The following is a 13,767-nucleotide window of genomic DNA, read 5'->3' as shown; positions in this document are numbered from 1 at the left end:
CGGTCGAAGTCCGGCACTGTCGCGCAACCGTAGGTCACCGAGGTGACAAGTCGGGTCCACCACACGGGCGGTGATGTCGAACCACTGTCGCGAATGTGCAGGGGTGACGTCGGGTGCCGCAAACGGTGTGCTCCCCTCCGCTCGCTCCGGACTGGGGGTGGCGCAGCGTGCGTCCGTCGTCTGACCGGCCGGTACGCACCCGCGTGCGCGCCGCCGCCGGCGCGCTCTGCGCCGTACTCACCGCCGGAACGCTCGCCGTCGGCGTCCCGCCGCCGCCCGCGCGGGCCGACGCCGCCGCCGATCTCGCCGCGGCCCGCTCCGCCTCCCGCTGGCTGGAGGCGCAGCTCGCCGACGACGGCACGATCCGCAACCCGCTGGGCGGGGCCCTCCCCGACCACGGCCTGATGATCGACGTCCTCTTCGCGCTGCACGCCTCCGGCGACGGCGAGCTGGCCGAGCCCGTCGCCGCGTACCTGGACGAGGGCAAGCACGCGAGCGACTACTTCACCTGGGACGGCCTGGTGCCCGACCAGGGCTACGACGCCGTGATCACCGGCGGCGCCGCGGCCAAGACCCTCGTCGCCGCCGAGGTGTCGGGCCGCGACCCGCGGGACTTCGGCGGCTACGACATGGTCGCCGAGACCCAGGGCGCCATCATGCGCTCGGGCCCGGACAAGGGCCGGGTCAGCGACTACTCCAAGGACCCCGACCTCGCCGACTTCGTCAGCAACAACGCCAACATGTTCGGGCAGGCCCTCGCCGTCATCGGTCTCGCGGGGGTGGACGAGAACGACCGGCTCGCCCTCGACACCCTGCTCGCGCAGCAGTGTTCCGAGGGGTACTTCCGGATCTTCTTCGGCTACGTCCCCACCGACGAGACGGGCGACCACGTCACCGAGGACGGCCGGAAGCTCTCGACGTGCGACGAGGGCAAGGAGTTCGGGCAGTCCGCGCCCGACGGGGACGCCACCGGGCTGGCGCTGTCCGCCCTGCTCGCCGCCCGGGAGGCCGGCGCCACCGGGCTCGAAGGACCCATCGGCCGTACGGTCGCGTGGCTGAAGGGCCGTCAGGACGCGGGCGGCGGCTGGGGCGGCGGCGTGAGCACCGAGGCGCCGAACACCAACAGCACGGGGCTGATCGTGCAGGCCCTCGCCGAGGCCGGGGGCGCCGGCGCCGCGGTCGGGAAGGGCGCGGCCTACCTCGCGTCCGCGCAGGCCACGGAGGCGGACGCGGGCGGGGTGCTGGGTGAGCACGTGGGGGCCATCGCGTACACGCCGGCCGAGTACGAGGCGGCGCGTACCGGCGGCATCGTCGGCCTCGACACGTGGGTACGAGCCAGCGCGCAGGCGTCGCTGGGGCTGGCGCGGACCGGGTTCTACGAGCTGACGCAGGGCGACTCCCCGCCGGGCGGCGGGGACCCCCACGAGCCGAACGAGCCCGGGAACCCGAACGAGCCGGGCGGGCCGAACGGGCCGGGCGGGCCGGGCGGCTCCGACGACCCGCCGGCCGGGGGCGGCGGAACCCCCGGCGGCAAGGGTGGCACCGGCGGCGGCTCCGGCGGCCCCGGCGCCTCCGGCGACCGCGGCGCCCCGGACCGCGACGGCGACCCCGACACCGGCCGCCCCGCACCGCCCCCCGGCTCCACCGGCGGCACCCCCGTGGAACCGGCCGCCGACAGCTCCCGGCCCGCCCCCGACACCCCCGCCGGGCGGCTCGGCCGTTACCTGGCCGACCGCCTCGTCGACGGCGACCACGTCGAAGTCACCCAGGACGGCCGCCGGTTCGTGGACTACGACGCCACCGCGGACCTGGTCCTGGCCCTGCTGGTGCTCGGCGAGCAGCCGGAGGCGGCGGCGCGGGCGGCGCGCTTCCTGCTCGCCGGGGACTCCGTCGCGGCGTACGCCCACGGCGTTCCGTACGAGGACGGTCCCGCCGCCTACGCCGAGCCGCTGGCCAAACTGCGCGTCGTCGCGGGCTTCCGCCTGGGCGGGACGGACGCTCCGGCCGGTGCTCCGACGGACGCCGCCGCGACCGCCGGCCGGCTCGACGCCGACCTGGCGGAGCTGCGGACGGACGAGGGCCGGTTCGCCGACACCGGCGTGCACGGCGACAAGAGCGGGTCGACGCAGCGCCACGCGTGGGCGGCCGTGGCGACCGCCGCGGACCCGGACTCGGCCGCGGCGGCCGGGGCCGCGCTGGACGTGCTGGCGGAACACCAGTGCGCGGACGGGACCTTCCCCGAGGCGATGCTGCCGGGCGAGGACGACTGCGCGTCGGGCGACCTGGCGGCCACGGCCGCGGCGACGGTGGCGCTGAACGCGCGGGCGTCGAATACGGCCGGGCAGCCGGCGGCGGACCGGGCAGACGGGGCACAGAGCACGGCGGCGCCGGACGGCGGCGACGGTGCCGCGGCGTCCGGCGCCGGTTCCGGCGGCGGCGCACCCGGCGAGGGCCCGGCCGATGGCAGCACCCCCGGCGGCGGCGCGCCCGGCGCCGCCTCCGTACCCGACGACTGGTCCCCCCAGCGCCTCGACGCCCTCACCGCCGCCGCCACCGCCCTGAACACCGCCCCCGGCGACAACGGCCTCGTCCGCAAGGACACCGACCCCGACAGCGCCCCCGACGTCGTCCTCAGCGCCCTCGTCGCCGGCGGCCGGCAGGCGGCCGGCCTCGACGCCACCGCCACCGCCCGCGCCCTCGGCGCGATGCTGCGCGCCGACGGCGGCATGGCCGCCGCCCCCGGCGAGCGGCGCAGCGACCCGCGGACCAGCGCCGCCGTCGCCCCCGGGGTGGCCGGCGCCTCCTGGACCAGCGCGCCCGGCTCGCCCGTCGCCCCCGCCGTGACGCTGCCGGCCGCCGCCGCGCTCGCCGAGAAGGCCGCGGCCGACGAGCGGGCACAGGGGCACGGGGGCGACGACGGCCTGCCCGGCTGGGCCCTGGCCGCGCTCGTCACCGCCGCTGCCCTGGGCACGGCCGCCGCCGCGTACGTCGTCGTACGCCACCTCAACCGCATCCGTACCCGCAGGAACGACAGCCGTAAGGCGGTGACCGCATGACGCACTCCCGCACGCCCGTTCCGCCCTCACCTCGTACGCCCCCGGGCCCGGCACCCGCGTACGCCGGACCGCGGCGCCACCGCGTCCCCCGCGTGCTCGCGGCCACCGCCCTGACCGCCGCCGCGCTCGCCGCCGCCCCCGGCGGCGCGCACGCGGTCGACCAGAGCAAGGGCCACGCGGGGTTCTGCAAGAACTCCACCGGCGTCACGGTCGTCGTCGACTTCCAGGACCTCGGCGGCACCACCATCGTCCGCTGCTACCCGGGCAGCGCCCCGGGGACCGGGCTCGACGCGCTGAAGGGCGCCGGCTTCCAGATCGAGGGCGTGCAGCGCTGGGGCGAGTCGTTCATCTGCCGGGTCGAGAACCGCCCGTCGGCGACCGAGGGGATCCCGGTCCGGGGCAACGAGGGCTACCGCGAGCGCTGCATCGACACCCCGCCCGCCGCGGCCTACTGGTCGTACTGGCACGCGGGCAACAACTGCGCCTGGGAGTACAGCCAGTGGGGGGTGAAGAACCGCGACTTCGTCCCCGGCGGGTTCGAAGGCTGGTCCTTCTCCCTCAACGCCTCCGCCGACTCCAACCCCGAGCCGCGCATCGCCGCCGTCCGCCCCGGCACCGGCAACCGCCCCTGCAACGCCCCCGACGAGCCGCCCCCGAAGTCGAACAACCCCGGTGAGCAGCAGCCCGGCCTCGGCGGCGGGTCAGGCGGCTCCGGCGGCTCCGCGGCGGACGGCGGCGCGAGCGGCGGCGGCACGGACGGCGGTACGGGCGGCGCCACCGGCGGCGGTACGGACCCGGGCGGCGCGGGCGCCCCCGGCGGCTCCGCCGAAGACCCCGGCGGCACGGGCGACGGCACCGGAGCCCGTGACGAGAACGGCAAGGCGCTCCCTCCGCCCCGCCCCCGCGACGGCGCCGGCCCCTCGGCAGAAGACGGCACCGCCCGCGACCCCGGCGACAACGTGAAGTTCACCGGCGGCGAGGACGCCCGCGACGTCACCGAGGCGATCCGCGAGGAGTCCGGCGCCAGCGACCTCGCACCCTGGGCTGCGGCCGGGGCGCTCGTGGTCCTGGCGGCGGCGACGTGGGTCACCGCCAGGCGCCGCCGGCGGGCACGGGAAGGGTGAGCCGCCGGGGCGTGCTCGGCACGTACTTCCTCCCCCGCGACCTGCACCCGGCCGCCTGGTGGATCTGGGCGCTGGGGCTGGCCGTGGCGGCGAGCCGGACGACGAACCCGTGGCTCCTGCTGACCGTCGTCGCGGTCGCCTGCCACGTGGTCGTCGCCCGCCGTTCCGACGCGCCCTGGGCCATGGCGTTCCGGCTCTACCTGTGGCTCGGCGCCCTCATCTTGCTCATCCGGGTCTTCTTCCGCTTCGTCTTCGGCGGCGGTGAGGGCTCGACGATCCTGGTGCGGCTGCCGGAGATCCCGCTGCCGGCGTGGGCCGCCGGCATCCGGCTCTTCGGCGACGTCTCCGCCGAGTCGCTGCTCGGCGGGCTCTACGACGGGCTGCGGCTGGCCACGATGATCGTCTGCGTCGGCGCGGCCAACGCACTGGCCAATCCGAAGCGGCTGCTGAAGGCGATGCCGTCGGCGCTGTACGAGGTCGGCACCGCCGTCGTCATCGCGCTGTCCGTCTTCCCGCAACTGGCCGAGAGCGCGCTGCGGGTGCGGCGGGCGCGCAAGCTGCGCGGCGGCAGCGCCGACGGACGTATCCGCGCGCTGCGCGCGATCGTCATCCCGGTCCTCGCCGACGCGCTCGACCGCTCGCTGCTGCTGGCGGCGTCGATGGACTCGCGGGGCTACGGCCGCGCCGGCCGGGCCGCCGCACGGGCCCGGCTGCTCACCGGCACGCTGATGATCGTCGGCCTGCTCGGGGTGTGCGTCGGGGTCTACGCCACCCTCGACGGCACCACGCCGCGCTACCTCGCGGGGCCGCTGCTGCTGCCCAGCGCCGCCGTCGCGCTCGTCGGCTTCCGGCTGGCCGGGGCCCGGGTCCAGCGCACCCGGTACCGGCCGGACCGGTGGCGGCTGCCCGAGCTGGTCGTCGCCGGCAGCGGCGCCGGCGTCGCCGCGGTGCTCTGGACCACCTCCAGCGTCGACCCGCTGAACCTCAACCCGTCCCTGACCACCCTGTCCTGGCCGATGCTCTCCTGGGCGCCGCTGGCGGGGGTGCTGCTCGGCGTGCTGCCGGCGTTCCTCTCACCGCCGCCGGAGTCCCCGCACGGCGGTGCGCCGGCGGCGGACACCGACGACCCCGACGACCCGGCCGACACCGAAGACCCGGACGCAGCCGACCCAGCCGACCCTCCAGGCCACCACCGCAAAGAGGTACCCGCGTGATCGAGCTGGCAGACGTCGCCTTCTGGTACCACGGCCGCGACGAGGCCGTGGTCGCCGACGTCACCCTGTCGATCGGCGAAGGGGAGCTGGTGCTCGTCGCCGGCCGCACCGGAGCCGGCAAGTCGACCCTCCTGGGCACCCTCAACGGCCTCGTGCCGCACTTCACCGGCGGTCACCTCGAAGGCACCGTGTCCGTCGCCGGGGTGAGCACCCGCGCCCGCCCGCCGCGTGAGTTCGCGCACCTCGTCGGCGTGGTGGGGCAGGACCCGCTGGCCGGGTTCGTCACCGACATCGTGGAGGAGGAGCTGGCGTACGGCATGGAGCAACTCGGCCTGGCGCCCCAGGTGATGCGCCGCCGGGTGGAGGAGACCCTGGACCTCCTCGGCATCGCCGACCTCCGGCGCCGCGCGCTGCGCACGCTCTCCGGCGGGCAGCAGCAGCGCGTCGCCCTCGGCTCCGTGCTCACCACCCACCCCCACGTCCTCGTCCTCGACGAACCCACCTCCGCGCTCGACCCGACCGCCGCCGAGGACGTGCTCGCCACCCTCGCCCGCCTGGTGCAGGACCTCGGCACCACGGTCGTGATGGCCGAGCACCGCATGGAGCGCGTCATCCCCTTCGCGGACCGCATGCTGTACGTGCCGGGCGACGGCACCGTACGCGACGGCACCCCCGCCGCGGTGCTGCGTGAGGTGCCGATCGCCCCGCCCATCGTGGCCCTCGGCCGGCTGGCGGGCTGGGAGCCGCTGCCGCTGTCCGTACGCGACGCCCGCCGGTTGGCGGCGCCGCTGCGGGCCGGCCTGACCGAGGCCCCGCCCCCGGCCCGTACCGCCGGCACACCCGCAGAACCGCCGCTCCTCACCGGCACCGGCGTCGTCGTCCGCTACGGCCGGACCGTCGCCGTACGCGGCGTCGGGCTCGACCTCCACCCCGGGCGCGTCGTCGCGCTCATGGGCCGCAACGGCTCCGGCAAGTCCTCCCTGCTGTGGGCGCTGCAGGGCTCCGGGCCGCGGCAGGGCGGCAGCGTGGACGTCGCCGGCGTCGACCCGGCCGCGCTGCCCGCCGCCAAGGCCCGCAAGACCGTCGGGCTGGTGCCGCAGACCGCCGGCGACCTGCTGTTCCTGGAGACCGTCGGGCAGGAGTGCGCCGCCGCCGACTCCGAGTCCGACGCCCCGGCCGGCACCTGCCGCGCGCTGCTGGACAGGATCGCGCCCGGCGTCGAGGACACCGCGCACCCGCGCGACCTCTCCGAGGGCCAGCGCCTCGCCCTCGTCCTCGCCGTCCAACTGTCCGCCGCCCCGCCCGTGATGCTTCTCGACGAGCCGACCCGCGGCCTCGACTACACCGCCAAGGCCGCACTCGGCCGCACCGTCGCGGCGCTCGCGGGCGAGGGCCGGGCGGTGGTCGTCGCCACCCACGACGTGGAGTTCGTCGCCACCGTCGCCGACCGGGTCGTGGTCATGGCCGAGGGCGAGATCGTCTCCGACGGGCCGGCCGCCGAAGTCCTCGGCGGATCCCCCGCGTTCGCCCCGCAGGTGGCGAAGATCCTCGGCCCGGACTGGCTCACGGTCGCCGACGTACGGGCCGCGCTGCCGGGCGGCGTCCGGTGAGCGGGCCGGTGAGCGGGCCGCGGAAGGAGCAGGGGAACGAGCAGGGGAACGAGCGGGGCGCCGGCCCGTACCTGCGCCGCTGGGACCGCGCGGACCAGGCGATCCGGGTGGGCCCGCGCTCGGCGGTGACGCTGGGGCTGGCGTCGCTCGCGGGGCTGATGATGTTCGTGTGGCCGCTGCTGGTGCGGGTCGAGCCGCAGAGCATGCAGCACGGGCCGGACGCGCCGTTCGTGTTCATGGGCATCCTGCCCGTCCTGATCGTCGTCGTGCTCGCGGAACTCTCCGAGAACGGGATGGACTCCAAGGCGCTGGCCATGCTGGGCGTGCTCTCGGCGGTCAACGCCGCGCTGCGGCCCCTGGGCGCGGGCACGGCGGGCATCGAGACGGTGTTCTTCATGCTCGTCCTCGCGGGCCGCGTCTTCGGCCCCGGCTTCGGGTTCGTGCTGGGCTGCACGTCCCTGTTCGCCTCCGCGCTGCTGACGGCGGGGGTGGGGCCGTGGCTGCCGTTCCAGATGCTGTGCTCGGCGTGGATCGGCATGGGCGCGGGGCTGCTGCCGCGGCGGGTGCGCGGGCGGGCGGAGATCGCGATGCTCGTCGCGTACGGCATCGCCGTGTCGTACGTCTTCGGCTTCCTCATGAACCTGTGGTTCTGGCCGTTCGTCACCGACGCCGAAGTCCCGTACCACGACGGCCACATCTCCTACGTCCCGGGCGCGCCGGTGCTGGAGAACCTGCACCGCTTCGCGGTGTTCACGCTGCTCACCTCCACCGCCGGCTGGGACACGGGCCGGGCGATCACCAACACGCTGGCGATCCTGGCGCTGGGCCCGGCGATCCTGGCCATCCTCCGCCGCGCCACCCGCAGGGCCTCGTACGGCCACACCCCGCGGCCCGCCGCCTCCCCGCGGAAAGACCGGCGCGCCTGACGCGCCGGACGGGAAGATTGCCCGTTTGATGCCGCATGCGGTGTGGCACACGATGGTGTGGTCCGTCCGTACCCGAGTGCCAGGGAGAGACCATGCCCAGTGGAGCGAGCCGCAAGCGGGAGCGTCAGTACGAGCACATCAAGGAGGGCGCCCGCAAGCGCGGCGCCGGTACGAAGCGGGCGGAGGAGATCGCCGCCCGGACCGTGAACAAGGAACGTGCCCGCACGGGCGAGTCCCGGACCGCCAGCCGTACGTCCGTCCGGGACATGTCCCCGGGCCGCAGGGGCGGGCAGCGCTCGCACCGGGGCCCGGGCGGCCCCACGTACGACCAGCTCTACGCGGAGGCCCGCCGCCGCAACATCCACGGCCGCTCGTCCATGAACAAGGCCCAGCTCATGCGCAAGCTCGGGCGCTGACCCGCGCCGGGGCCGGCGCTCGCTCACCCGGACGGCGGAGCGTCACCTCCGCGGTCCGCGGACGTCACGGCTCCAGGTAGCGCAGGATGGCCAGCACCCGGCGGCTGTAGCCCTCCGTGTGGCCCAGGTCGAGCTTGTCGAAGATGGCGTTGACGTGCTTTTCCACCGCGCTCTGCGAGATGTGCAGGCGGGCGGCGACGGCGGCGTTGGTGTGGCCCTGGGCCATGCGGTCCAGGACCTCGCGTTCGCGGGGCGTGAGGCGGTCCAGCGGGTCCGCGCGGGTGCTGTGGGCCAGGAGGCGGCGGACGACCTCGGGGTCGAGGGCCGTGCCGCCCGCCGCCACGCGGTCCAGCGCGTCGAGGAACTCGTCGACCTGGACCACGCGGTCCTTGAGCAGGTAGCCGACGCCGCCCGTGCTGCCGGTGACCAACTCCGCCGCGTAGCGCCGCTCCACGTACTGCGACAGCACCAGCACCCCCGTCTGCGGCCACCGTTCGCGGATCTCCAGCGCCGCGCGCAGGCCGTCGTCGGCGTGGCCCGGGGGCATGCGGACGTCGACGACCGCGACGTCCGGCGGGTCGGCGGCGACCGCCGCGAGCAGGGCCGGGGCGTCGCCCACGGCGGCGGTGACGTCGTGGCCCTCGTCGGCCAGGAGGCGGGCGAGGCCCTCGCGCAGCAGCGTCGAGTCGTCGGCCAGCACTACGCGCACGGCAGCTCCGCGGTGACGGTGGTGGGCCCGCCGGGCGGGCTGGAGACGGTGAGGCGGCCGTCGAGCGCGGCGACGCGGCGGGCGAGGCCCAGCAGGCCGCCGCCCGAGGGGTTCGCGCCGCCCGTGCCGTCGTCCTCGATGCTCACGCGCGCCATCGTCGCATCCCGCGTCAGCCGCACGGTCACCAGCGCGGCGGACGAGTGCTTGATCGCGTTCGTGACGGCCTCGGAGACCGTGAAGTACGCGACCGTACGCACCGCTTCCGGCAGCGGCTCGGCGAGCGCGTAGTCGATGCGCACGGGCAGCTCAGAACGCTCCGCCAGCGCCTCCAGCGCCGCGCGCAGGCCGGCGTCGTCCAGCGCCGCCGGGTAGACGTGCCAGGCGACCTCGCGCAGGTCGGTGAGCGCCAGTTGCGCCTGTTCGTGGGCCTGGCGGAGCAGTTCCCGCGACTTCTCCGGATCGGCGGAACCGGTGCGCCGGGCGCGGCCGAGGAGCAGGCCGAGGACGACGAGGCGCTGCTGTACGCCGTCGTGGAGGTCGCGTTCGATGCGGCGGCGCTCGTCGTGGACGGCGGCCACGATGCCGGCGCGGGTGGCGGCGAGTTCGCCGATGCGGCGCTGGAGGAGGTCGGCGGGGCTGGGGCCGAGGAAGCGGTGGGCGAGGTGGTTGTCGAGCGCGGCCACCCCGTCCACGCCCTGGACGGACAGGAACAGGAGGAACAGGCCGGCCAGGCCGGAGGCGAGCATCACGAGGGGGTTGGCGTCCCTGGCCACGAACCAGATCCACAGCAGCGTCGAGCCATACGCCGCGCCGATCAGCGCGGTCAGGAGCACCGCGCCGCCGAGCGCGCCGACGCCCCAGCGCAGTGCGAGGTACTGCAGCGCGCGAGGGGTGGCGCGGGGCGGGGCGAGTTCGCTGCCGTAGAAGTACGTCATGCGTGTGCGCTCGGCCGTCGCCAGGCGGGCGGCGGCCTCGTACGGCAGGCGGGTCGCGCGCGGCGCGCCGCCCGCGGCGGCCTGCCACGACCAGGCGGCCAGGAGCCACAGGCCGCACAGGGCGACCAGGGGCAGCTCGACGAGGGCGGTGAGGCCGCCGGTGAGGACCCCGGCCGCGGTACGCAGGCGGCGGAGCAGGACGGGACGCATGATGCGGTCACGCTAACCGCGGGCGGGGGAGCGGCGCACTGCGGCTTTCCGCACAGCGGGAGCTCCGCCGCGTGCGGTCCGGCGCAGCGCGCGGGGTGCGGTTTTCCCCAAGTGCCTTGGGTGGGACCCCGGATTCCGGTTGCCGGAGCGGCCCCGTAACGTCTTCGCCATGATCGCAGTCGCTGCCGGAGAAGCGCCCAGCGGTGGCGTCGCGGGGTGGGCCGCCGGGCTCATGGAGGATCTCGGGGCGCCGGGCGCGGGGTTGGCCATCGCGCTGGAGAACCTCTTCCCGCCGCTGCCCAGCGAGGTCATCCTCCCGCTCGCCGGCTTCTCGGCCAACCAGGGCGGGCTGAACCTGGTGGCGGTGCTCGTCTGGACCACCGTCGGATCGGTCGTCGGGGCCCTCGCGCTGTACTGGGTGGGCGCCCTGCTCGGCCGCGAGCGGACCGTCGCGCTGGCGGCCAAGCTGCCGCTGCTCAAGGTACGCGACATCGAGCGAACGGAGGCGTGGTTCGCCCGGCACGGCACGAAAGCGGTGTTCTTCGGCCGCATGATCCCGATCTTCCGCAGCCTGATATCCGTGCCCGCGGGCGTCGAACGGATGCGGGTGCCGGTCTTCCTCGGCCTCACGGCCGCGGGCAGCGCCCTGTGGAACACGGTGTTCGTGCTCGCGGGCTACGGGCTCGGCTCGCGCTGGCACGAGATCAGCGACATCGTCGGCGTGTACTCCAAGGTGGTCCTGGGCGTCGTGGCCCTGGCGGTGGTGGCGTTCTTCGCCGTACGGGCCGTGTCCGCGGGCCGCGGCCGGCACCGCGCGCCGCGCCGGGGCGCGTAGCCCCCGCTACGACGGGTCGCCCTCGCCGCCCAACTGCCGCTCGTAGGCCGCAAGCGTCTCCACGAACGTCCGCCGCTCGGCCGCCGTCAGCGGCTCCAGCGCGACCCGCCACGCCTGCGCGCTCCGCCCCAGCCAGGCGTCGATCGCACCGCGGCGCGCCGCGGTGATGCTGACGAGCTTCCGCCGCCGGTCCGCCGGGTCCTCGTGCCGCTCCAGGATGCCCTTGCGGCTCAGCTCGCCGACCATGAGGCTCACGGTCGTCGGGGCCACCTCCAGCCGCTCGGCCAGCTCGTTGACGCTCGACTCGCCGTCGAAGAGCAGGCAGGCGAGGAGGGAGAGGTGCCGCGGGGCGAGAGCGAGGGAGTGCAGCTCCGCGGGGACCGGCAGCCGTTTCGCGCGCCCGACCATGCGCGGCATGAGCAGCAGCAGCGTACGGATCGCGTCGTCGACGTCCGGACCGGCGGTTGACACCGCGGCGCTCCCCTCTTTAACTTTGCACTCAAAGCTTCTTTGCTATCAAAGCAAAATCTTCTACGGCGTGAGCGCGATGCTACCCGCGAGCGCGAGAGGCGGTCCCCGTGACGACCGAGCAGCAGCGGCCGAGCCCGGCGGAGTTCAACCGGCTGGTCATCGAGGAGTTCCGGGCGAACGGCGGCCGGGTCGGCGGTATGTTCGAGGGCGCACCCCTCGTGCTGCTCACCACCACCGGCGCCCGCAGCGGCACCCGCCGCACCAACCCCGTCGTCTACCTCCGCGACGGCACCCGCCTGCTCGTCTTCGGCTCCAACGGCGGCGCCGACCACCACCCGGCCTGGTACCACAACCTCCTCGCCCACCCCCGGGTCACCGTCGAGATCCGCGACACCGAAGCCCCCGGCGGCACGACGGCGTACGAGGCCGAGGCGGTCCCCCTCCCCGCCGCGGAGCGCGACCGGATGTACGCGGTGCAGGCCGGACTCGACCCCGCCTTCGCCGCGTACGAGCGCGGCACCGCCCGCACCATCCCCGTCGTCGCCCTGCACCCGGCCGCTCCCGCCCCCGACCCCAACCCCAACCCGTTCGCGGACCCCCGGCGCCGCCGGGCCGCCGGGGAACAACTTCTGAAGGCGCACGCGGAGCTGCGCCGCGAACTGGCGGGGGTGCTGGCCGCCGCCGATGGCGCCTCCGCGGACACCGCCGGGGACGCCGCCGGGGACCCCGCCCTCCGCGACCTCCGCCGCCACTGCCTCGCCTACTGCGGCGCCCTCGAAGAGCACCACGGCGCGGAAGACGGCGCCCTCGGCGCCATGGAGCGGCAGTTCCCCCACCTCGCCCCCGCGGTGGCCCGCATCCGCGCGGAGCACCGCGACGTCACCGCGATGCTGGAGCGCGTACGCGACCTGGCCGCGGCGCCGCAGGCCGCTCCCGTCCGCGCCGAGCTGCGCACCCTCGCCGCCCGCCTCGACGCCCACTTCGCCTACGAGGAGCGCGAGCTGCTCCCCGCCCTCGGCGTGCCCGCACCGCCGACGCGCGCCGCCACCCCCGGGCCGTAACCTTGGCCTCGTGCAGGTACGCCACGACGCCCCCCTCGCCCCGCTGACCACCCTCCGCCTCGGCGGCCCCGCCGCCCGGCTCGTCACCGCCACGACCGACGCCGAGGTGGTCGACACCGTGCGCGCGGCCGACGCCGCCGGGACCCCGCTCCTCGTCGTCGGCGGCGGCAGCAACCTCGTCGTCTCCGACGCCGGCTTCCCCGGTACCGCCCTGCGCATCGCCACCGCCGGCTTCGCCCTCGACGGCACCGCGCTCGAACTGGCCGCCGGCGAGAACTGGTCGGACGCCGTCGCCCGCACCGTCGACGCCGGGCTCGCCGGCGTCGAGTGCCTCGCCGGCATCCCCGGCTCGGCCGGGGCGACGCCGATCCAGAACGTCGGCGCGTACGGCCAGGAGGTCGCGGAGACGATCACCGAGGTCGTCGCGTACGACCGCACCACCGGCGAGACCGTCACCGTCCCCGGCGCCGACTGCGGCTTCTCGTACCGGCACAGCCGCTTCAAGGCCGACCCCGACCGCTTCGTGGTCCTGCGCGTCCGCTTCCGGCTCGCCGACGCGGGCGGGCTGTCCGCCCCCCTCCGGTACGCGGAGGCGGCGCGCATGCTCGGCGTCGCGCCCGGCGAGCGGGTGCCGGCCGCCCGGGCGCGCGACGCCGTGCTGAAGCTGCGCGCCGGCAAGGGCATGGTGCTCGACCCGGAGGACCACGACACGTGGTCGGCAGGCTCCTTCTTCACCAACCCGATCCTCGACGAGGACGCCCACGCCGCCTTCCTCGACCGCGTCGCCCGCCGCCTCGGCCCGGACGCGCGCCCGCCGGCGTTCCCGGCGGGGGAGGGGCTGACGAAGACGTCCGCGGCGTGGCTCATCGACCGCGCCGGCTTCACCCGCGGCTACGGCACGGGCCCGGCCCGCATCTCCACCAAGCACACCCTGGCCCTGACCAACCGCGGCTCGGCGACCACGGAAGACCTGCTCGCGCTCGCCCGCGAGGTGCGCGACGGGGTGCGGGACGCCTTCGGCGTCACGCTGGTCAACGAGCCGGTGACGGTCGGCGTGCGCCTGTAGCGGCGGCCCGTACGGGACGAGCCGGAGACGGCGGCCGTACGCCTGAGACCGCGGTACGCACCCGAGGGTGCCGACCCGCGGCACCGACCTCCCGAACGGACCCCGGAACCGACCCCGGAAACGCCCCCCGGCGC

At 76.0% G+C, this 13,767-nt stretch carries 12 protein-coding genes; 9 read left to right on the top strand and 3 right to left on the bottom strand.

Annotated elements, in window-relative coordinates; translation table 11 throughout:
* Positions 1-167 precede the first annotated feature (167 nt).
* From O7599_RS15295 to O7599_RS15270, 6 genes are all read left to right on the top strand, one after another.
* Complete coding sequence (locus O7599_RS15295) at positions 168-3,056, top strand: hypothetical protein (protein ID WP_281622701.1); 2,889 nt, start codon at positions 168-170, stop codon at positions 3,054-3,056.
* The gene (locus O7599_RS15290) at positions 3,053-4,180 is read left to right on the top strand and encodes a hypothetical protein (protein WP_281622700.1); all 1,128 of its coding nucleotides are present in this window, start codon (positions 3,053-3,055) and stop codon (positions 4,178-4,180) included. The genes O7599_RS15295 and O7599_RS15290 overlap by 4 nt, the downstream gene beginning before the upstream one ends.
* Complete coding sequence (locus O7599_RS15285) at positions 4,177-5,394, top strand: energy-coupling factor transporter transmembrane component T (RefSeq protein WP_281622699.1); 1,218 nt, start codon at positions 4,177-4,179, stop codon at positions 5,392-5,394. Before O7599_RS15290 ends, O7599_RS15285 begins: the two co-directional genes overlap by 4 nt.
* Positions 5,391-7,004: an ATP-binding cassette domain-containing protein gene (locus O7599_RS15280; protein ID WP_348652611.1), complete on the top strand. Its 1,614-nt coding sequence runs from the start codon at positions 5,391-5,393 to the stop codon at positions 7,002-7,004. Before O7599_RS15285 ends, O7599_RS15280 begins: the two co-directional genes overlap by 4 nt.
* 8 nt (positions 7,005-7,012) lie before the next feature.
* Entirely contained in the window at positions 7,013-7,930 is a 918-nt protein-coding gene (locus O7599_RS15275; RefSeq protein ID WP_348652610.1) for an ECF transporter S component, read from the top strand.
* A 92-nt stretch (positions 7,931-8,022) separates the two neighbouring features.
* Positions 8,023-8,346 (top strand): plasmid stabilization protein, encoded by a 324-nt coding sequence (locus O7599_RS15270; protein ID WP_281622698.1) that lies wholly within the window; start codon positions 8,023-8,025, stop codon positions 8,344-8,346.
* A 64-nt stretch (positions 8,347-8,410) separates the two neighbouring features.
* On the opposite strand, the gene O7599_RS15265 is transcribed toward O7599_RS15270, so the two are convergent.
* A complete protein-coding gene (locus tag O7599_RS15265; RefSeq protein WP_281622697.1) occupies positions 8,411-9,055 on the bottom strand; it encodes a response regulator transcription factor in 645 nt (214 codons plus the stop codon).
* On the bottom strand, positions 9,046-10,200 hold the full coding sequence (locus tag O7599_RS15260) for a sensor histidine kinase (RefSeq protein ID WP_281622696.1): 1,155 nt from the start codon (positions 10,198-10,200) through the stop codon (positions 9,046-9,048). Before O7599_RS15260 ends, O7599_RS15265 begins: the two co-directional genes overlap by 10 nt.
* Before the next feature lie 232 nt (positions 10,201-10,432).
* Between O7599_RS15260 and O7599_RS15255 the strand changes: the two genes are divergently transcribed.
* Positions 10,433-11,035 carry a DedA family protein gene (locus tag O7599_RS15255; protein WP_281623394.1) on the top strand — a complete coding sequence of 201 codons (603 nt, stop codon included), beginning with the start codon at positions 10,433-10,435 and terminating at the stop codon, positions 11,033-11,035.
* Between the two features lie 6 nt (positions 11,036-11,041).
* On the opposite strand, the gene O7599_RS15250 is transcribed toward O7599_RS15255, so the two are convergent.
* The gene (locus tag O7599_RS15250; protein ID WP_281622695.1) at positions 11,042-11,506 is read right to left on the bottom strand and encodes a MarR family winged helix-turn-helix transcriptional regulator; all 465 of its coding nucleotides are present in this window, start codon (positions 11,504-11,506) and stop codon (positions 11,042-11,044) included.
* A gap of 107 nt (positions 11,507-11,613) precedes the next feature.
* Here O7599_RS15250 and O7599_RS15245 point away from each other — a divergent pair, with 107 nt between their 5' ends.
* Positions 11,614-12,567 carry a nitroreductase/quinone reductase family protein gene (locus tag O7599_RS15245; RefSeq protein WP_281622694.1) on the top strand — a complete coding sequence of 318 codons (954 nt, stop codon included), beginning with the start codon at positions 11,614-11,616 and terminating at the stop codon, positions 12,565-12,567.
* A 10-nt stretch (positions 12,568-12,577) separates the two neighbouring features.
* A complete protein-coding gene (locus O7599_RS15240; protein ID WP_281622693.1) occupies positions 12,578-13,633 on the top strand; it encodes a UDP-N-acetylmuramate dehydrogenase in 1,056 nt (351 codons plus the stop codon).
* Positions 13,634-13,767 lie beyond the last annotated feature (134 nt).

This window comes from Streptomyces sp. WMMC500 (assembly GCF_027497195.1).
Lineage (GTDB): Bacteria > Actinomycetota > Actinomycetes > Streptomycetales > Streptomycetaceae > Streptomyces.
This window is presented reverse-complemented; position numbering and strand designations above follow the sequence as displayed.